At 57.0% G+C, this 19,028-nt stretch carries 14 protein-coding genes; 2 read left to right on the forward strand and 12 right to left on the reverse strand.

Features of this window, described 5'->3' with window-relative positions:
• Positions 1 to 13: 13 nt before the first annotated feature.
• The 9 genes from G5B47_RS22640 to G5B47_RS22680 form a co-directional block, all read right to left on the reverse strand.
• Positions 14 to 790 (reverse strand): ABC transporter ATP-binding protein, encoded by a 777-nt coding sequence (locus G5B47_RS22640; protein ID WP_165103207.1) that lies wholly within the window; start codon positions 788 to 790, stop codon positions 14 to 16.
• Between the two features lie 298 nt (positions 791 to 1,088).
• On the reverse strand, positions 1,089 to 2,333 hold the full coding sequence (locus G5B47_RS22645) for a radical SAM protein (RefSeq protein ID WP_165103210.1): 1,245 nt from the start codon (positions 2,331 to 2,333) through the stop codon (positions 1,089 to 1,091).
• The gene (locus G5B47_RS22650; RefSeq protein WP_165103212.1) at positions 2,284 to 3,684 is read right to left on the reverse strand and encodes a nitrogenase component 1; all 1,401 of its coding nucleotides are present in this window, start codon (positions 3,682 to 3,684) and stop codon (positions 2,284 to 2,286) included. Before G5B47_RS22650 ends, G5B47_RS22645 begins: the two co-directional genes overlap by 50 nt.
• A gap of 1 nt (position 3,685) precedes the next feature.
• Complete coding sequence (locus tag G5B47_RS22655; RefSeq protein WP_165103215.1) at positions 3,686 to 5,098, reverse strand: nitrogenase component 1; 1,413 nt, start codon at positions 5,096 to 5,098, stop codon at positions 3,686 to 3,688.
• Positions 5,099 to 5,109: 11 nt separating this feature from the next.
• Positions 5,110 to 5,976 carry a nucleotide-binding protein gene (locus tag G5B47_RS22660; protein ID WP_165103218.1) on the reverse strand — a complete coding sequence of 289 codons (867 nt, stop codon included), beginning with the start codon at positions 5,974 to 5,976 and terminating at the stop codon, positions 5,110 to 5,112.
• A gap of 64 nt (positions 5,977 to 6,040) precedes the next feature.
• Positions 6,041 to 7,267, reverse strand: a complete 1,227-nt coding sequence (metK, locus tag G5B47_RS22665; RefSeq protein WP_165103221.1) for a methionine adenosyltransferase — start codon at positions 7,265 to 7,267, stop codon at positions 6,041 to 6,043.
• A gap of 355 nt (positions 7,268 to 7,622) precedes the next feature.
• The gene (locus tag G5B47_RS22670) at positions 7,623 to 8,558 is read right to left on the reverse strand and encodes an aminoglycoside phosphotransferase family protein (RefSeq protein ID WP_165103224.1); all 936 of its coding nucleotides are present in this window, start codon (positions 8,556 to 8,558) and stop codon (positions 7,623 to 7,625) included.
• 96 nt (positions 8,559 to 8,654) lie between these two features.
• Positions 8,655 to 9,518 carry a fumarylacetoacetate hydrolase family protein gene (locus G5B47_RS22675; RefSeq protein WP_165103227.1) on the reverse strand — a complete coding sequence of 288 codons (864 nt, stop codon included), beginning with the start codon at positions 9,516 to 9,518 and terminating at the stop codon, positions 8,655 to 8,657.
• An 18-nt stretch (positions 9,519 to 9,536) separates the two neighbouring features.
• Positions 9,537 to 10,310: a Cof-type HAD-IIB family hydrolase gene (locus G5B47_RS22680; RefSeq protein ID WP_165103230.1), complete on the reverse strand. Its 774-nt coding sequence runs from the start codon at positions 10,308 to 10,310 to the stop codon at positions 9,537 to 9,539.
• 184 nt (positions 10,311 to 10,494) lie between these two features.
• Here G5B47_RS22680 and G5B47_RS22685 point away from each other — a divergent pair, with 184 nt between their 5' ends.
• Together G5B47_RS22685 and G5B47_RS22690 are read left to right on the forward strand one after the other, a co-directional pair.
• On the forward strand, positions 10,495 to 11,589 hold the full coding sequence (locus G5B47_RS22685) for an LLM class flavin-dependent oxidoreductase (RefSeq protein WP_165103232.1): 1,095 nt from the start codon (positions 10,495 to 10,497) through the stop codon (positions 11,587 to 11,589).
• 173 nt (positions 11,590 to 11,762) lie between these two features.
• Positions 11,763 to 12,980: an N-acetylmuramoyl-L-alanine amidase gene (locus G5B47_RS22690; protein WP_235957306.1), complete on the forward strand. Its 1,218-nt coding sequence runs from the start codon at positions 11,763 to 11,765 to the stop codon at positions 12,978 to 12,980.
• Positions 12,981 to 13,077: 97 nt separating this feature from the next.
• Here G5B47_RS22690 and G5B47_RS22695 read toward each other — a convergent pair whose 3' ends face one another.
• The 3 genes from G5B47_RS22695 to G5B47_RS22705 all read right to left on the reverse strand — a co-directional run bounded on the left by G5B47_RS22695 (position 13,078) and on the right by G5B47_RS22705 (position 19,009).
• The gene (locus tag G5B47_RS22695; RefSeq protein ID WP_165103235.1) at positions 13,078 to 14,106 is read right to left on the reverse strand and encodes an NADH:flavin oxidoreductase/NADH oxidase; all 1,029 of its coding nucleotides are present in this window, start codon (positions 14,104 to 14,106) and stop codon (positions 13,078 to 13,080) included.
• 323 nt (positions 14,107 to 14,429) lie between these two features.
• Positions 14,430 to 17,672: a cellobiose phosphorylase gene (locus tag G5B47_RS22700; RefSeq protein WP_165103238.1), complete on the reverse strand. Its 3,243-nt coding sequence runs from the start codon at positions 17,670 to 17,672 to the stop codon at positions 14,430 to 14,432.
• A gap of 329 nt (positions 17,673 to 18,001) precedes the next feature.
• Positions 18,002 to 19,009 carry a LacI family DNA-binding transcriptional regulator gene (locus G5B47_RS22705; RefSeq protein WP_165103241.1) on the reverse strand — a complete coding sequence of 336 codons (1,008 nt, stop codon included), beginning with the start codon at positions 19,007 to 19,009 and terminating at the stop codon, positions 18,002 to 18,004.
• Positions 19,010 to 19,028 lie beyond the last annotated feature (19 nt).

The following is a 19,028-nucleotide window of genomic DNA, read 5'->3' on the forward strand; positions in this document are numbered from 1 at the left end:
GATAAAGGGCCGGTCAAATCCCTGCTCCGTCGGTTAACTCCAGCTCTTCCACCTTTTCGAACTCGCTAAGCACCTTCAGCCGAAGCTCCTGAAAAGAGGCGGTCGCTTTTTTCCGGGGATACGGAAGGTCGATGCGGACGATTTTCCGGATTTTACCCGGCCGCGGTTCCAGAATAACCACCCGGTTGCCCAGAAAGACCGCCTCGTCGATATCGTGGGTCACAAAGATCATCGTTGTCCGGTTGGTCCGCCAAATATCCAGCAGCACCGACTGCATATGCGCCCGGGTAAACGCGTCCAGCGCGCCGAACGGCTCGTCGAGCAGGAGGATTTTCGGATTCCGCAGGAGCGCCCGGGCAATCGCCACCCGCTGGGCCATGCCTCCGGACAGTTCGCGGGGGTACGACTTCTCAAAGCCCTTCAGCTTCACCAGCTCGATCAGCTCATCCACCTTCTTGCGGACTCCGGGATCGCGCAGTGACAGGTCGGAAGCGATATTCTTCTCCACGGTCAGCCAGGGAAAGAGGCGATGCTCCTGAAAAATAAACCCCTTGTCAATGCCTGGACCGTCAATCCTCGTCCCTCCCAGCGTCACCGTCCCGCTATAACCCCCGTCCAGACCGGCGACGATGCGCAGCAGTGTGCTTTTGCCGCAGCCGCTTGGACCAATCACGGTAATAAATTCCCCTTCTTCCACATGAAGCTCGACATTATGCAGCGCCTGCACCGGACCGCCCGCGGTTTCGAACGTCTTATTCAGATTGGAAATGTCCAGCAGCGTTTGTCCCATACCGTTCCTCCTTTTCTATTGAACCCGAAGCTTAATTGATTTGCGCAAAAAAACAGAGGTATCGCGCCTACCAGGACGCAACACCTCTGTATGAACAGTCGGCATACTGTGATTTAATTCATATTATTTTTATGCGATTTGTGATTATTAAGGTATCACCGATTTAAGAGGCTGTCAACGAAAAAAATAAAATTCGCGACAGCGGCCAAAAGCGCTCGGTTTATTAATTCTTATATTTTGAAAAAGACCGCCCGATCCCAATCAGGCAGTCCTCTTCTAAAGTTGGTTCACCGCTATGCTATGCTATCCGATCGCTCTCTTTCCCGTTCACTCCGGCATACTCGCCAAACGCGGGAACAAGCTCCTCGTCGATCGCGAACAAATCGTGAATCAGGAAATTCGGGCTTGGCGCAATATCGAAGTAGTCCTTGTAAGTAAAGCCGTATCTCTTAAAAATCTCATGGCATTTATAGGCCATATCCAGATGCCATTCCGAGCGCGGGGTCCGGTGACCTTCCAGCGCCGATCCGGGGTTCGGCGTCCAGGCCCCGGTCAGGGACAGCACACCGATGGAAGCGAAGTACTCCACACCCGCAAGCGTCGTCTTCTTCGGCTCGATACCCGCAACAAAGCCGGATCTGACCTTGCCTTTGCCAAATACCTTGGCCGCGTACTCGATCGCCTTGATCCAGTGCTCCCGGCCGCCGCATTCCGCCACCTTGCCCGGAAGAATCGCCGCGTAGAAGGCCGGGTCCCACATCTCCAGGTTCATCGCCAGCGTGCGGAAGCCCGCTTCCTTGTAGCGGTCGATAATGCCAAGATCCAGCGGCGCGCCGATAACGGCGGTGCCGTTGAAATCCTGAAGGCCGGTGCTCTCCTGAATCGCTTCGGCGACGTCGATGTAATAATCGACCTCCCGCCGCTCGGGCACAAAGCCTCCGGTCAGGTTCGTATGCGTGACCCCGTCCAACCGGTAGGCGGCCGCTACCGCTTCCCCGATCTGCTTCGGATTTTTCCATTTGATGCCCTGAATTTCCGAGTACGTATCCTTGGTCGCGTTGATGTTACAGAACAGGCAGTCCTGCCCCTTTTCCTTAAGCGAGCATTCATTGCTGTAGGCAATGGAAACCGTTCCACCTCCCGTATACCCTGGAGAATACCCGGCAATCCGCGAGAATGGCGTGCCGTCGGACGCGCTCAGCCCATAATATTTGGGGCGCTTGTCAAACGATACGGGAAACAGCTCTTTGCCTTTATGCGTAAGCACGTACTCGCCGCCGTCAAGGACAACCCGGAAGTCCGATCTGCTGTCCCAGTGAAAGGCGACCCGCAGACCTCCGGGCGTGGTGTAGCCGGTGGGCAGGTCGAAGCCTTCGTGAGTCTCGTGGTCCATTTCAAAGCATAGATGAACCTGCTCCTGAATCTCTCCGCCCAGATCGAGATTGCGGAATATGGCCGGATTGGCCGCCACACCCTCGATATTCACTTCATTTTTAATTTTCAATTCCTGATAAAGCTGGCTTCTGACTTGCTCCCTGCTCATTCTGTTCACTCCCCGCACCCGTTTGATATGGCAAATGTCCTGAATCCGCCCCCAGAATACCGCTTCCCAAATCCTCCAGCAGCGTGAACACGCCGTCAAAGCCGGCGTACCCTTTCGTCAGCACGATCCGGTCCGAAACCGGAAACGATACCGGGACGAACGGGATGCCTGTTCGCTCCGCCGCGCGGCGCTCAATCGAGCTCCCGAGCAGCAGCTCTATCTCCTTGTACAGCACCAGTTCCTCAATGATCTTGGCGTCGCTCTCAAATACAATTTCTGCTTCCGAACCCGGCTGCCATTCCTCCCACTGACGGATGATGGCGCTGCGGGACGGCTCCGGAATGTCGTCGGTAAGGACGATCAGGGAAGGCAGCAGGCCGAGCGGATCGGTCAGAAAACGGGCTATGCCGAGCACGGATGCGCTCTCGCCGACCAGGGCGAATTTTTTCTGAAAGCCGTACTTGTAGTATGCGTCCAGAAAATGCAGGATGTAGTGCCGCTCCTTCTGTTCCTTGAGACTGATCCATGCCTCTACCGCCTCCTGCTCCAGATCCAGCTGCTTCCCAATGCAGCGCAGCCATTCTCCCGTCTGCAGGGCGCCTACCGGATATCCGTCGAAGTGAACGTAAGGAATGCCCGCGTTTCTTTCCAGCCACTCGCAGATTGGAAGACTGTGCGGGGAGAAAGAAACATTGAGAGCCGCATCAAAAAGGGTTGCCCATTCTCCCTTGTCCGCATCCGGCCCAAACAACACATTCACGGCTGCGCCGATGCCCTCCAGGCTGTCCTTGAGACCTTTCAGATTTCCCCGCCAGAACACATCCTGCTCCGGAATGATGCCGAACAGATTCACCAGACGGCCGTTCTTGCTGCCGGAGGGCTCGGCCAGCTTGTCGAATTGGCGCAGTATGCCGGTTACCACCGCCGTATATCCGTTATGGACGCTTCCTTTAAACCCGGGGGTACTGACGTGAATCGCTTTGTATTGCTGCTCCTGCAGCTCCTTGGTCATCGCCGGGACATCGTCGCCGACCAGCTCAGGCGTGCACCCGGTCAGTACCACGTAGAAGTCGCCTTCCTTAATTTTTACCGCATTTTTGAGCTGCTCCCTAAGCCTTGAGCTTCCTCCGAACACAACCTGTCTTTCCAGAAAATTGGTTGAAGGAAGTCCGAGGCCGCCCGTCCAGCCGGACCCTCCGCCTCCGCTAAGGCTGCTGACTCCGGCATACTGCTGCACGCCGCAGCCCAGAGTGGAATGGATGATCGGGACAGCGCCCTCTATCGACTTGATCGTCTGAACAGCTCCATGCAGCATGCAGCTGTTCCGGTTTCCCGCCGTTGTCTCTCCCATCCTATTTCACCTCCTGCTTGATATGCCAGTTGACGCTTTTGCTCAGCCAGCCCGCCCGGTAAGAGGAGCTTCCAGCGCTTAAATAGCGGCTGAGCGACGGGTTGCGCAGCGCTTTGGTCAAAAGCGGGGCCAGCTCTTGAACGCCCCCGAAGCCATACACGTCCACGGAATCGACGGCCGCCGCCGCGATTCCCGCTCTGGCCGCCCACACGGCTGCTTCACCTCGCCCGATATAAAGATCGGGCTTTAATTTCCCCAGCGCGTTGATTTTCTCGAAAGGCTGCCCCTGCTGGATGAATACCTGCGGATTACTCCGGCCGGCCCATTCCCGTAGTCTTACGACATGCGAGCTATCGGCGTGAGTCAAACTTAATGCAGCCACTTTTCCGCCCAGCTCTTCCACGAATTCGGCTACTCCGAAGGCTTGCTCTGGAGGAAGGTCGATAAAGACGGAAGCACCATCCAGCCGGTGCCACTCCAAGTCTGTAACCGCCGCAGCTTTAGCCTCTTCGATATAGGCGCGGACCTGTTCGGCAGAGCCAGCGGCACCTGCGGATCTGGCGGCGGCCAGCAGCCACCGCTCCGTTCCGGCAAGGCCGATCGGGGCTGTTTCCTCCAGGTGAACGATCCCGTGGGCCTCTTCCAGCCATTCCAGCAGGAAACGGGAATCGTCCTTATCGATGGCAATGGAGGCGAAGGCATTCAGCGATTGCTTCAGCGCTGCAATCGATAGACTCCCAGACAGGTTGTTATACGAAATACCCGCTCCGTCCAAGTCTCGAATAATATGACTTGTCTTCGTTCCAGCTGTGCCGATCAGGTTAACGGCCGGAAGAGGGAGCGCATCGGGATCTTTTTTCAATACGTACTTGGCCAGCGCATGGAACACCAGATCATACCCGTACACGGCCGTTTTGGAGCGGAAGCCCGCGGCATATACCGGGACTACCGGAATGCCGTACTGATCCTCCTTCTCCGTCGCGGCAGACTGGATATCGTCATTATTAATGGCTACAACCGGCGTTGCCAGGATGAAGATGATCTCGGGACGCCAGGTCCGGTACGCCCGATCGACCGCTTCCCTAAGCTTGTCGTCTGCCCCCAGAATCGAGTCATTCTCTTCAATATTCGTAATCAGCCAGGGGCTGCCTCCAGCCCTGAGCTCATCTTCAAGCTTGATCGCACCGCACCCCGGCGGACTGTGAATAATGGTGACGCTGCCGCGAATGCGGCCAAGAAGCCGGATTGCGCCAATCACCTCGTCGTCTCCTGTTTCCGAATAGGTGCGGATTCGTTGTCTCGTCTCTTCCTTCTCCAGTTCATCCGCCAAAGCGGCGCTGTCGCCGTAGAAAGCGGTCAGCGCCCCCCTGCGCTTTTCCCTCGTCCGGGGAAGCCGTTGTCTGATTTCGTTCATGGTTCGTCTCCTCAGCGCCCAGCGGCAGAGAAGGAAGCCGCCTCCTGATTGATGGCATCTCCCCAGCTTCTGGCCCAATCTCGCAGATCGGTGACATTCAGCGGGCTTGGAACAGACAAGTTCTCATTCTCCGCCACATAAGCGGCCAGTTTCCGGTAAACATCCGCTTGTTCGGAGCCGGGATTCGCTTCGATCACGGTTTTGCCGTACAGCTCGCTCTGGGCGACTACCGGCGAACGGGGAACGAAGCCTGCAACCGATGCCCCCGTCCGGCTCGCGAAATCCGTAATCAGCGACTCGGGATACCCGGGCAAAATACTGTTCCCGATAATGCCGCCGAGCTTTGCTCCTCCGGATGGAGCGTATTTGCCGATCGCCTTGAACAGATTGTTGGCGGCATAGATCGCCATGAAATCCGAGGAGCTGACGACATAAGCTCTGTCGGTAATGCCATCGCGGATCGGCACGGCGAAGCCGCCGCACACTACGTCTCCCAAGACATCGTAGAGCACATAATCGGCCTCGTATTCCTCGAATACATTCAGCTCCTGAAGCAGGCCCACGGCTGCGTTGATGCCGCGCCCTGCGCAGCCGACACCCGGAACCGGACCGCCCGCTTCAATGCAGAGCACGCCCTTGAAGCCAACCGCGGACACGTCCTGCAGCTTCACATTGGCGCTGTCCCGCAGGCTGTCGATTACCGTAGGCAGATAGTCGCCGCCTCTCAGCGTATTGGTGGAATCGCTCTTGGGATCGCATCCGATCTGGATTACCCGGTGGCCCGCTTCGGCGAGAGCGGCGCTGATGTTGGATGTGGTCGTCGATTTTCCAATGCCGCCCTTCCCGTAGATTGCAATATGCTTGGTCCTTTTAGCCATTTTTTATCCCCCTGTCTGTATATCCTCTTGTCTGCCGGCTGCTGCTCCGGCTTCAGATCTGTGATTATTTCGCGGAAGAGGTTTCCACTGCCTGAACCGCAAACTTCGCGGCTGTGGCTTTCAATGTCTCCGCTTTATCCGTACGCTCCCACGGCAAATTCAGATCGCTTCTTCCAAAATGTCCATAAGCCGCCGTCTGTCTGTAGATCGGCCGTTTGAGATCAAGCGCCTTGATAATGGCACCCGGTCTCAGATCGAACGTATCCTTCACGATTTCCGAGATCCGGTCGTCGGATATGATTCCGGTGCCGAAGCTGTTCACCGTTACGGATACCGGGCTGGCAACGCCGATGGCGTAGGCGAGCTGAATTTCGGCTCTGCGGGCCAGACCGGCCGCCACGATATTTTTGGCTACATAACGGGCAGCGTAAGCCGCGCTCCGGTCCACCTTCGTCGGGTCCTTTCCGCTGAACGCGCCCCCGCCATGCCGGGCGTAGCCGCCGTAAGTGTCGACGATGATCTTTCTGCCGGTCAGTCCGGCGTCGCCGTTCGGCCCGCCGACAACGAACCGTCCCGTCGGATTAATATAATATTTGGTATTCTCGTCCAGCAGATTTTCCGGAACCGTAGGCTCCACCACATGCTGAACAATATCCTTCCAAATCTGATCCAGCCCAATTTCCGGGGCATGCTGCGTCGAGACGACAATGGTATCCACCCGGACGGCCCGGTCATCTTCATATTCAACCGTTACCTGCGTCTTGCCGTCCGGCCGCAGATAAGGCAGCAATCCGCTCTTTCTCGCTTCCGTAAGTCTTCTGGCCAGGCGATGGGCAAGGGAAATCGGCAGCGGGAACAGCTCCGGCGTCTCATCCGTTGCATAGCCGAACATCAGCCCCTGATCGCCCGCTCCGATCTCGCCGCCGTTCTCTTCCGCATTCTCGAGCTGTCTGGTTTCCAGCGCGTTGTCCACGCCTCTGGCAATATCGGCCGATTGTTCGTCGAGCGAGCTGATAATACCGCAGGAGTTGCCGTCAAAGCCGAGGTCGGAATGGTTGTAGCCGATCTGCACGATCGTTTCGCGGGCGATCGCGGGAATATTGACATTCGCCGAGGTCGAGATTTCGCCGGCAATGAGAACGAGCCCCGTAGTCACCGCCACCTCGCAGGCTACTCTCCCGTCGGGATCCTGCTCCAGGATCGAGTCCAGTACAGCGTCCGATATTTGGTCGCAAATTTTATCCGGATGCCCTTCCGTGACGGACTCCGATGTAAACAGGTACTTTGTCATTGCTTTTACCTCTTTTCATTGTGATATTATTCACACTTATCAACAGCAGGCAGCAGACTCACTCTAAACCCGGAGCAAACAAAGAAAGGCTCTGAAGATGACAGCAGCAGTACCCAAAAAGAGCACAGCGCCGTTCTGCAGAGCCTCCGGTGATCCGGTCAACTTTTCCTACTAAGTTTATAGGATTAATACATATATTAAGTGCGCCCGGGAAAGTTTGTCAATAAGATAATTTACACAATTCGCCTTGCTTTCGGGTTGTCGGGAACGATAAAAAAGCCTTCCCCTGTCCGTTAGGGAAAGACCTGTTGCAGCCGGAAACCGGCATGTCCTTCATACTTTCTTCACCTTTCAATTATCCGCCCAATCGTCTTATCAAGCTCGCCTGGTAGCGTTCAATCCGCTCCGTCACGATCCGGCTGGTCAAATCGGTTATCCCAAACGCCGCCCAGCCCCCATACACCTGCGGAGGGCCTTCTCCCAGACCGTCGAACAAGGACAGCAGATCCCAGTAAGGATGATAGGTGAACGCGTCTCCCACATAATCAAGATAAGCCTGCAAAAAAGCATCCGCCGCCTCCACGCCATACAGCTGCGCCAAATTCAGCCGGCAGTGCCCCACATCGGCTCCCGCCGGTCCCAGACATGCGTTCGGCCAGTCGACGATCCCGCTGACGGCGTCTCCCTGCCACAGCACGTTGGCCGGATGGTAATCGCGGTGGATGAAACGCGGCTCATACTCCGGCCGGTTATTCTTGACGAAGCTCACCGCTTCGGCCCAGCCATCCCGGCGCCCGGTCCAGGCGGGCGGCTTCAGGGCGTCGATATCGGTATATGAGAAATACGTCCAGGGAAAATCGCCGGCCGGAACGGCATGCACCTCCGCCAGCGCTTTCGCCAGTCCCTCCAGCCAGCTCTGCATATCCAGCGGCTTCAGAATGACTTCTCCGGGCAGCATCGTCATGAGCACGGCCGGAAGACCGCAAGCGCCGCCGTCCAGATCCGCGCCCAGCAGCTTCGGCGAAGGGACCCGGCCCAGACCGGACCGGGCAAGCGCATCCGATTCATGGGCGGCCAAACGGGGCTCCTGGCTCAGCCATTGCTCATTGTCGTACAGGCGAATTACTGCATCCCGCGATTCCGGACCGTCCTCCAGCCGCACCTGATATAAAGCGGAGGACGTACTGCCCGGAAGACGCCGGACTTCCCTAACGCGGACGGGCCGGCTCCCCACTCCCGCGATCCATTCCAGCGCCCGCTCCGGCAGGCCGCCCGAGTATCCATTTTGCATGGTTCTCTCCCCTGTTCTTATGGCGAATCGAATGGAATGCTTCATTCCGTTAGTAGCACAAAAGAAAACCACTCCTGGCAGAACCGTTACTCCAAACTACTCCAGCCGGTTCTCCAGCGTTCCCAGCCCTTCGATGCTAACCGCCAGTTCATCCCCGGAACGCAGCCACGTCTGCTCTGCCTTGGGCTTCCCGAGAATCACGCCTTCCGGCGTGCCGGTGAAGATCAGATCCCCCGGTTCCAGCGTCATATATTCCGAAATATAGCTGATCAGCTCCGCGCAGCCGAAGATCATGTCCCGCGTATTCGCAAACTGGCGCAGCTCTCCGTTCACCCGGCACTCGATGCCCAGGCTGCCGGGATCGACTTCATCGGCCGTAACAACGTAAGGACCGACCGGGGCAAACCCGTCCAGCGATTTGCCAAGCAGCCACTGGCCTGTGCGGAACTGCAACTCTCTCGCGGACAGATCATTGCCCACAGCATAGCCGAACACGCAGGAAAGCGCCTCCTCCTTCGTCACCCCGGACGTCCGCTTTCCGATGACCAGCACAAGCTCCGCTTCGTAATCGATCTGCGACGCGACGCGCGGCAGGGCAATCGTCTCCCGGTGGGCGGCCAGACTGTTGTTGAATTTGCTGAACAGCACCGGAACCGAGGGCGTTTCCAGCCCCGATTCCTCCGCATGGCTTCGGTAGTTCAATCCGACGCAAATGATTTTTTGGGGACGCGTAACGCATGGCGCATACACGATCTCCTCTTCCCTCAGCCACAGCGAATTGCCGCGAACAAGCTGTTGAAGCTGGGGAACGGCCGCGGCGCTGTCCTTAATCACATCTTCCATTAGAACAGGAACCTCAAGCCCGCTGCCGCGGGCCGTTAATTCCACATCCATAATGCCTTGTTCTGTCTTCACACCAAGTTTTACCTGTCCGTCCTTTATAAATTGAAGCAGCTTCATAGCTAACCCCTCCCCCTGCTAAATCAAACCGGCTTTGACCAGTCCGTTATAAATGCCGCCTTCGTTTACATGGTCGGTCACGTAATCGGCATAGGGGATCAGTTCTTCATGCGAGTTCCCCATGGCGATGCCCAGCCCGGCCGACTCCAGCATTTCCTTATCGTTCAGGCCGTCGCCAAACGCAACCGACTCCTCGCGGCTGATGCCCAGCGTGTCCAGCATCGCCTCGATCCCCTTCGCCTTGGAGCTTCCCGGCGGAAGCACGTCCATGGCGAGAGGATGCCAGCGGATCAGCCGAAGGCGGGACAGCAGCTCTTCATACAAGGATTCCTCATGGCTTTCGCAGTGGAGGAACATCTGGTAAATCTCATTGTTTTTCCAGAAGCCGGGGTCAAAGCCCGGATGATCCACTTTAAGCGTATTCACGGATTCGGTTATGTACGGGTGGTTCTCGCTGTCCGCGTAATAGGTGTGCTCGCCCTGAAACACCAGCGAATGCTTGTGCCGGCCCGCCAGATCAATCAGCGCCTGGATCGTTTCCTTGGCCAAGGGCTGCTTGTACAAGGTCTTGCCCTTATACACGACATAGGCCCCGTTCAGGCATACATAGGAGTCAATGCCCAGCTTGTTTAGCAAAGGCTTGATAAAATAAGGCGCGCGCCCCGTGGCGATAACCGGCTCCACGCCGTTTTCCTTTAGCCTGGAAACAGCTTCAAGCGTATCCGCCGGAATCTCCTTCTCCTCGTTCACCAACGTTCCGTCGATATCGAAAAATACAATTTTATAGGCCATCTGCTCCTGCTCCCATCCATTCGCCGTTACTTATATTCCCGGCGTTCTTTTCTCCGCTTCTTGCGCCTCCTAAACTTATCACGATTTATTTGCGGCGGGCAATAAACTTGCGGCGCCCCGCCCGGAAACTGGTATAATAATCAAAACTATTATGTTCACAGACCCGGAAAAAGGAGCCTTTTTCATGACCAATCCCAACCATGAACCGGTGCTGCCCGAAAGCAGCTTTGAATTCGGGGTGTATACGCTCGGAGATATCGTCGCCGATCCCGTATCGGGACAAACCGTAAGCCAGCACCGCCGCCTTCAGGATATCATAGCCGCCGCCAAGCTGGCGGACGAGGCCGGACTCGACGTGTTCGGCGTAGGGGAGCATCACCGGCTGGATTTTGCCGTCTCTTCGGTTCCCGTCGTGCTTGCCGCGATTTCGCAGGTAACGAGCCGGATCAAGCTGTCCAGCACAACCATGGTGCTCGGCACCCTCGATCCGGTGCGGCTGTTCGAGGATTTCGCCACCCTGGACCTGCTGTCGGACGGTCGCGCGGAAATTATGGCCGGACGCGGCGCGTTTACGGAATCCTTCCCTTTATTTGGCTACGACCTGAACGACTACCAGCAGCTGTTCGCGGAGAATCTCAATCTCCTTCAGAAGCTTGGCGAGCAGGAAATCGCGAACTGGGAAGGTGCCTTCCGCCCGCCGCTGAAGGACGCTGAAATTTCGCCCCGTCCCCTGCAGGCGAAGCTTCCACTCTGGATCGGCGTCGGCGGCACGCCGGCCAGTGCGGAAAGAGCCGGGCAGCTTGGAACCGGTATGGCGATCGCCATCCTTTCCGGCAGTCCGGAGCGGTTTCGGCATCTGGCTGACCTGTACCGCCAGGCGGGAGCCGCAGCCGGCCATCCGCAGAAGAATCTCAAGGTAGCCGTCACCAGTCACGGATATGTCGCCAAGACCTCGGGGCAGGCGCTTGACGATTTTTACCCATATTATGTAAACTATCTGAACGGCTTCATGGCCCGGCCCGGAAAGGAGTTCCGGTTCACACGCGAGGATTTCGAAGCGTACACGCGGCCAGATGAAGCGCTGGCAGTTGGAAGTCCGCAGCAGATCATCGAGAAAATTCTGTACCAGCATGAGCTGTTCGGACATACCCGCTTTATGGCCCAGATGGATGTCGGCGGCATGCCTTTTGCCAAAGTCGCCTCCGCCATCGAGCTCCTTGCGTCGGAAGTCGCGCCTGTTGTCCGCCGGGAAATCGCCCGCAAGAACGGTACATCCTGATTCCCGTCCCGCACTTAACGACTGGCTCTCCCGGCGGCAGGATTTCGGCTGATCCCTTAGGCCCGCTTCTTTAAGACGCTGGCATCAATTTGGCGAGCTTTGGGTTTTCTTTTGCCCTGGGACGGGTAAAGGGTAAAGATCAACAGGAACTTCATCATAAAGCGAGGCTAAATATGAACAAGCATATACATAGTTTTCCCGGGTTCGGCCCGGACAATCGGGACAGAGGCAATCGCTCTGAAAAGCGCAGCGGGTTCGCTGCGCTGAAGCGGCTTGCCTGGCTGGCCGCCGGGATGTCCGTAACGATTCTCGGCCTCGCCCTGAGCTCGTACACGGTCCGGGCGGACAGCTACACCGCCAAGGTGTACGCTACCTCACTGAATGTCCGCAGCGAACCGGCGAACGGAGCGGCGGTCAAAGGATCGGTCAAAGGCGGATCGCTCGTCACCGTGACCGAGGAGCAGCATGGCTGGGCCCGAATTTCAGCCGGAAATATGACCGGCTGGGTTGCCGGATATTACCTGAAGAAGGCCGGCGGTTCGGCGGCTTCCGCGCAGACATCCGGCACATTGCCGAAGACGCTTGCGGCCGGCGGCGGCCGTTCCACGGCGACGGTTACGGCCGACTCGCTGCGCATCCGCAGCGGTCCCGGAACCGGCTATGAGGCCGTTGGATCGCTTAAAGCCCGCGATGTTGTGACCGTTCTCTCCCGCCGGTCCGGCTGGCTAAGCATACGGACCCCAAGCGGAGCCGCCGGCTGGATCGCGGAACCGTACGTAACCGCCGGCTCATCGCCGTCCGCTGCCGGAGTACGCCCGGTAAACGCCAGCAGGTCAACGTCGGCCGGCCTTCGCGGCAAGCGGATTGTCGTCGATCCGGGCCATGGCGGAGACGATCCGGGAATGATCGGCACGACCTTTGGCACAATGGAGAAGGACCTCAATCTGCAGACAGCGCTGTACCTGCGGGATTACCTGACGGCGGCGGGCGCGGATGTGACCATGACGCGCACCCGGGGCGATCAACGGCCTTCGCTGTCCAGCCGGGCGCGGCTGGCCCCGGAGGTCTCGGCGGACGCTTTTATCAGCGTGCATTACAATTCCTCCCCCAAAAAGATATCGGGCACGCTGACGTTCTTCTACTCCGAGTCCGATGACCTGATGCTGGCCCGCTCCATCGAGCATCGGCTGGGCGATGGCATCGGCCTGAAGAGCAACGGGGTATCCTTCGGCGATTATCATATTCTGAGGGAGAACGAAACGCCCGCGGCCCTGGTCGAACTGGGCTTCCTCACCAGCCCGGGCGATGAATCCCTCGTCCGCAAGACGTCGTACCAGAAAAAAGCGGCAAAGGCTATCGCGAAAGGCATTGCCGATTATTTTTCAAATTAGGCTATCAACACAAAAACCCCGGCCCAAGAGATGATCTTGAAACGGGGTTTTGGCTATGCGGACTTCCTGGCACGAACGGCTTGCGGGGCCGAACGTATCAGATAACGAAGCCGCGCTCGTACTGTCTGGGAATTTCCGTCTCCTTACGCAGCTCGGCTGCAGCCGTCAGAGGCCAGTAAGGGTTCTTTAGCATGCCGCGTCCGACGGCAACCAGATCCGCGTCACCATTGCCGATAACCGCGTTGGCAAGCGCGGGTTCGTCCAGACGGCCGACCGCGATGACCGGAACGTTCAGGCCTTCCTTGATCGCTCTTGCAAGCGGCACCTGGTAAGCGGCATGCGTGCCCGGACGGCCGGCCGCGGTGATCGGCCCTTCTCCGCCGGCGCTGATATGGAAAATGTCTACGCCCGCTTCCTTGAATGCCTTGCTGAATTCCAGGCTTTCCTTAATGCCATATCCGCCTTCGACGTACTCCTGAGCGGAAATACGCAGAATGAGCGGCATGTCTTCAGGCATTTCGCCTTTGACCGCGGCGATGACTTCACGCCCGAATTTCGTCAGATCCTTCCCGTACTCGTCCTCTCTCCGGTTGGTGAGCGGAGAGGTGAACTGGTGGATCAAATATCCGTGAGCGCCGTGCAGCTCAATGGTATCGAAGCCTACCTGAACCGCGCGGTGCGCCGCCAGCCGGAACTTCTCTACCATCTCTTTCACTTCCTCAGTCGTCAGCTCGCGCGGCGTCTTCGACTTCTCGTCGAACGGAACCGGCGATGAGGAGACGGGAATCGCCGCGTCCTCCGCCTTGCGGCCGGCGTGGGCAATTTGAATGCCGACCTTCGCGCCATACCGGTGGCTGTCCTCCACTATGCGGGCAAGCGCCGGAATTTGTTCGTCAGACCACAGCCCGAGATCATAATCTGTAATCCGGCCATCGGGCTCGACATCGGTCATTTCGATAATAATGAGCCCCGTCCCGCCGATCGCCCGGCTGACATAGTGGGTATGATGCCACTCATTAGCAATCCCGTCTTTATTCGTTACCGAATACTGGCACATCGGTGGCAGAACAATCCGGTTCTTGAGCTCAAGTCCTTTAATTTTGTAGGGAGTAAATAAATCGGTCAATGGAATCGCTCCTTATATGCAAAATGCATGTTCATGCATATGGTATCGTATGCAGGCAGCGAAAGTCAACTTGCCAACCGGCAATCATTCTTTTTCCTAACTATAACATCCACAGATGCTTGATTAAAAACCGCCCTGCTATTCGCAGCGGCGGTCCTTGGCTTAAGGGTTATGTGGCATAATGAAAAAGTTCGTATCGGCGTCTCCAGCTCCTGGAGGTTCCCGGGGGAAGCTCCAGCAAAATATTGGTCCTGCATGGGCCGGTCCTGCATAAGCCAGGACGGCAAGGAACCGTTCGCCGGTCCCCCGCCCTGTGCCGACAGCTATCCGAGCAGGACCTCCAGCTCAGGGTACAGGCCGCTGCGCACACCTTCCGCAATCGCCCCCGCCAGCTCGCAGCCCTCCACCCGGGTCTCGCTACCCGCCTTATCCCTCAGCGTGATGCTGCGGACGGACACGCCTGCGTCCCCAAACGTATCGGCACGCCGTTCATTGAGATAGGTCACCTCTGCGGAGCCGAGAAAGCGGAACGACAACCGGCCATCTTCGCTAAACAGCCAGCCTGGCAGAACCGGTTCAAGCCGGAGAATCAGCTCCTCGCCAGGACCCAGCCGGAAAGGCTGCTTCCCGGCCATCATCAGCATCCAGATGCTGATGAACTCAGCGGTCGAACCGCTGAGCCGGGCCACGTATCCTCTTCCGTGAACGGTCGGGTCCGGATTGACTCCGCTTGCCAGAAAGGATGAATTCTCCAGGGTGCTGCGCCCGTATACGGCCGGGTCCTGGAACGGGATAAGCGTATTTCTGAATTCCACGAAGAAGGGCCCGGTCAGACCAGTCTTCAGAAGCTCCAGCAAATATTTGTAGGACATATGCAAAAAGATCGATTCCCGCTCCAGCCACCCCGGCGTGAACGCCCGGATTCGGCCGATTTCCTGCGGTTGTTCCTCAAGGCTTACCGAGGTTTTGTACATTTTGAGCTTCTCGTCGTAGAGGCCGCTTGCTCTTACCGCCCTGTAAATCTCCTCCGCCTGTCCGGGACTGTCCACCGTCTTCAGCATGTGAACGGGCCCTTCAAGAAAAGCCGGCAGCGCTTCGGCGCGGAAGCGGCTTACGGTGACGGCGGGCAGACCGCATCCGGCGATGACCGGATTACCGTTGTTGTCCGTTAAAGAGGCGTATTCCTCCGCTTCGAAACGGAAGTAAGTAGGGACAAGCCCGCCCCCCAGCTCCAGAGCCTTGGCGATGCCTTGTTCCAGTCTCTGAAGGAATAACTGGTAAATCGTCTGAAGCGTGGAATACGATACCGGTGTCTCCCGGCCGGTGATTCCGAAGCGGACCATCTCCCGATACCGTTCGCGCGCCGAGGCGGTCTGATCCCAGCATTCGAAGTCGGTCAGCTTGTTCTTCATCCGGAGGGAGACGATTTCGTACACCCAAATCAGCAGATTATACATTTCCTCCGGGAGCACGGCGCTGCGGGCGGCAAAATCATTATGCTTCCGCATATCTGACAGCGTTTTCAAAATAAAGTTGATGAGACGTTTCAGCTCAAAGGTCTCTCCCATACCCGAACCGAACAATCCGGGAAGCCCGTTCATGGCGTCGTTCCACCCTGGCTTGTTGCCCTCCATTTCTATGCCCATTCCGTAAGGATCGAGCGTGGACATTTTGATCAGGGCCAGCGACAGCATTTTGACAAACAGGTTCGAACGGTATACCTCCCCGTACCCGCTCCCGGTCTTCAGCCACCGGGTATCTTCCATGCCGATTCCGAAGCGGACCAGCTTCTCCTCATCATGAACGGCCGCGCCATACTGGCGGACCTTCCCGTTCTTCAGCACGGTTTTTTCGCTGCGCGGCAGAACCCTTGAAGGACTGTCAAAGAACAGGCAGGTGCCTGGTGAGAACAGCAGCTCTTCCATTTTGTCCGGAAACACCGCCCGGTAGCTCTCCACCAAATCCAAATTGTATGTCCAGTGGTCGATCCAATAGCCTTCGCCGAAATTCGCTTCAATGCTCTGCTCCGACAGGCCGATCAGCTTCTCCAGAAACTCTTCTTCCCCAATCTGCAGCCGTACCCCGTTGTCCTCGATAAAATGGATGACCCTCCCCGGAGTGAAGGGGCCCGCCGTCAGTTCCGCAAGCTCGCTTCGATGACTGTCCACCGCGGACTCCAGCCATTCGGCCAGCTCATTCCGCCGTTTTCCCGGCACCCGGAAGGTGCTCCCTTTGACCAGCAGCGGGTTGTACCCGTCCGCCTGGATCAGGCTGAAGAACATATAAATGTTGAACGCTCCCGAATCCGGATTAAAAAACACATCGTTCCGCCGGTTCTGATTCATATCCCGAAAGTTGCCGTTGCCCTGGGAATAATACTCCGGAGCGATGGAGAAGAAATTGTAATCCCGCTCCAAATCCCCGTGCTTTCGGGAAAACAGATGGTACACTTTGGCCTCTTTGCCTTTGCCGAACAGAATCGGAGTACCGCCCCTGAGCACATTGTCCAGATAGCTCTGCCTGCAGTAGGCATCAAACAGCGGCGACGAAGAGGACGTATGCATATCATCCGTGAGCCGTTCCGCAAGCTTTTCGGCTTCTTCGCGTTTCCGGCGAAAATATTCCCGTGAGCAGAGGTGCCCGGCCCGGGAGTTCATCACCTCGATATCGTTCGTATGGCCGATCAGGGTATACAGGTTCACGCTTTGACCCGGAGCCAGCTCCGCCGATTTGCCGGCAAACCCGCAGGGAACCTTGTTCGCCGTAATCTGCGGCCGGTTCAGAAGCTCCGCCAAGGAAGTTTTGGCGAATTCGGAAGGATAGAATAGCGAGGTATTATAGCCAAAAATCGTCTCGTAATCGACCAGAGGAGGAATAAGACGTTCCTCGTCGCTGAACGAGAGGCAAAAGTGCCCGCTTGCAAATTCACTGATTTCGGCTTCATCTTTGGTGCTTGAACGGAGTTTAAAAAAAGGAATGGCACGCTCCAGATTATAAACCTCCATCCAGCTGCGGAGCAGATTACCCATCGCCTTGTAACCGGCATTGTCGACCCCGTAAGGCAAAATTTCGGGAAGGCCGTCCAGAACCTCCAGCGAGAGAGGCGAGCCGTCCAGATTTACAATCTCCACATGTCTGGCCAGCGCGGCGAACCCTTCGTCCGGCACGTTGAAATACACGACTTTGACCTGCAATTTCAGCGTCCGGTTGATCTCCTCAATGGCTAGTTCGTTGCGCCCGATTCTCATCGTCCGTTTCACGGCGGGGTTCTCCCCCAAGTCCTGAAACGGCTCATAGACGGAAGAATTTCCCCCCAGCTTGATGAAGGTGCGGAATCCGTTCACCGCCACGTTCTTATAGCTGATGCTTGCCGGTGAGAACTCCATGATCGGAGAGTTTTTGTCCCTGATGCCGAAGCTGGCAATTCCCTGCCCGCGATTAACATAGAAAGCCCATAAAGGAATCCCCTTCCGTCCGGCCAGGCCGGGAAGAAAGCTTGAGAACGTCTTGGCCTGATCGAACTCCTCAATAACAAAATTCCGGTCCTCAAAATAATAGGCTGGCATCTTTTACCCTCTCTTTCCGTAAGTACCGTCTGTTATCCGCAGGGTACCGTCTGATCAAAGAAAGAACCGTTACCGCACACCGCCACACCGCCTGAATCGGGACTTTCAGGAACCGCTACCTGCCGCCATTACGTCATTACATCATCAGACCATTGGAGCGAAGTTTCATGCAGACAAACCATACTCGAAATCGGTTTCGAAAAAAGCCGCGCAGACATCCCCGGAAGTCCCGACAACCGGAAAGCCGCTGTGCCGGTCAAACGCTGCGTCAGTCAAACGCTGTACGGCTCACTGTACCACCCGCTGTATACCTGCAATGGGCTTCACCGCTACACGGCCCGGCACGAATCCCGTATTACCAGCTCCACGGGGATAACGACCGATTCCGGAGCACAGACCGTTTCAATGGAATGGATCAGCATCTTCGCCGCGCGGCTGCCCATCTCTTGCACATTCTGGCGAATCGTGGTCAGCGCTGGATTGACCAGCCCGGCGGCCTCGATATCGTCGAACCCGATCACGGAAATATGCTCCGGCACCTGCAGGCCGCGGCTGCGAATCGCTTTAATCGCTCCGAGAGCGAGATTATCTCCTGCAGCCAGCACAGCCGTCGGCGGCTGCTCCAGGTCAAGCAGCCGATTCATCGCCTCATATCCGCTCTCCAGTGAAAAAAAGCCGCCGCCCCTAGGTATATACTCCTCTCGCCTCCCAAGCTTCAGCCGGTTCATCGCCATCGTGTACCCCAGCTGCCGCTGCTGTCCCGCAAACGTATCCGTTCCGCCGGAAATATGGGCGATCTGGCGGTGCCCCAGCTCATACAGATACTGCACCGCCAGAAAGCTGCCATTGATATTATCGGAACAGATCGTTCCCGCCTGCGACGACTCGAAATCCAGCAGGAAGCAGGGAATTCCGCTCTCCAGCAGCTCCTGAAGGCCCGGGTCCTTCCGGTCGGCCATAATGACGATAACGCCGTCGACGCTTCTGAATCTGCAATGCTCCAAATAGCTGCTGCTCTTGCCGCCAATATTGCCCGAGATGAACATCAGGTCGTACCCTTCAGCCTCCGCCGTCTTCTTGAAGCTGTCAATGACGCCGTTGAAGAACGGATGGCGAATCCCCACACCGGTAGGTTCGTTGAACAGGATCCCGATCGTCCACGATCTCTTGGTCATTAATGTCCGGGCATGCGAATTGGGCAAATACCCCATCTCCTTGGCGGCGTCCAAAATTTTGCCCCGGGTCTTGGCGCTGACATCATTGTAATTGTTGAACACCTTCGACACGGTGGTCGGAGAATAACCCGTCCGTTTGGCAATGTCGTAAATGGTAATCAAGCCTGTTCACCTCCCTCTT

It is taken from the genome of Paenibacillus apii (genome assembly GCF_011043685.1).
In the GTDB taxonomy this organism is placed as follows: Bacteria; Bacillota; Bacilli; order Paenibacillales; family Paenibacillaceae; genus Paenibacillus_AQ; species Paenibacillus_AQ sabinae.

Bases quoted from the DNA above. Each gene is read 5' to 3' on its own strand.
- G5B47_RS22650 (WP_165103212.1), bottom strand. From the start codon at position 3,684: ATGGGAGAGACAACGGCGGGAAACCGGAACAGCTGCATGCTGCATGGA.
- G5B47_RS22685 (WP_165103232.1), top strand. From the start codon at position 10,495: ATGACCAATCCCAACCATGAACCGGTGCTGCCCGAAAGCAGCTTTGAA.
- G5B47_RS22655 (WP_165103215.1), bottom strand. From the start codon at position 5,098: ATGAACGAAATCAGACAACGGCTTCCCCGGACGAGGGAAAAGCGCAGG.
- G5B47_RS22660 (WP_165103218.1), bottom strand. From the start codon at position 5,976: ATGGCTAAAAGGACCAAGCATATTGCAATCTACGGGAAGGGCGGCATT.
- metK (WP_165103221.1), bottom strand. From the start codon at position 7,267: ATGACAAAGTACCTGTTTACATCGGAGTCCGTCACGGAAGGGCATCCG.
- G5B47_RS22670 (WP_165103224.1), bottom strand. From the start codon at position 8,558: ATGCAAAATGGATACTCGGGCGGCCTGCCGGAGCGGGCGCTGGAATGG.
- G5B47_RS22645 (WP_165103210.1), bottom strand. From the start codon at position 2,333: ATGAGCAGGGAGCAAGTCAGAAGCCAGCTTTATCAGGAATTGAAAATT.
- G5B47_RS22675 (WP_165103227.1), bottom strand. From the start codon at position 9,518: ATGAAGCTGCTTCAATTTATAAAGGACGGACAGGTAAAACTTGGTGTG.
- G5B47_RS22700 (WP_165103238.1), bottom strand. From the start codon at position 17,672: ATGCCAGCCTATTATTTTGAGGACCGGAATTTTGTTATTGAGGAGTTC.
- G5B47_RS22640 (WP_165103207.1), bottom strand. From the start codon at position 790: ATGGGACAAACGCTGCTGGACATTTCCAATCTGAATAAGACGTTCGAA.
- G5B47_RS22690 (WP_235957306.1), top strand. From the start codon at position 11,763: ATGAACAAGCATATACATAGTTTTCCCGGGTTCGGCCCGGACAATCGG.
- G5B47_RS22680 (WP_165103230.1), bottom strand. From the start codon at position 10,310: ATGGCCTATAAAATTGTATTTTTCGATATCGACGGAACGTTGGTGAAC.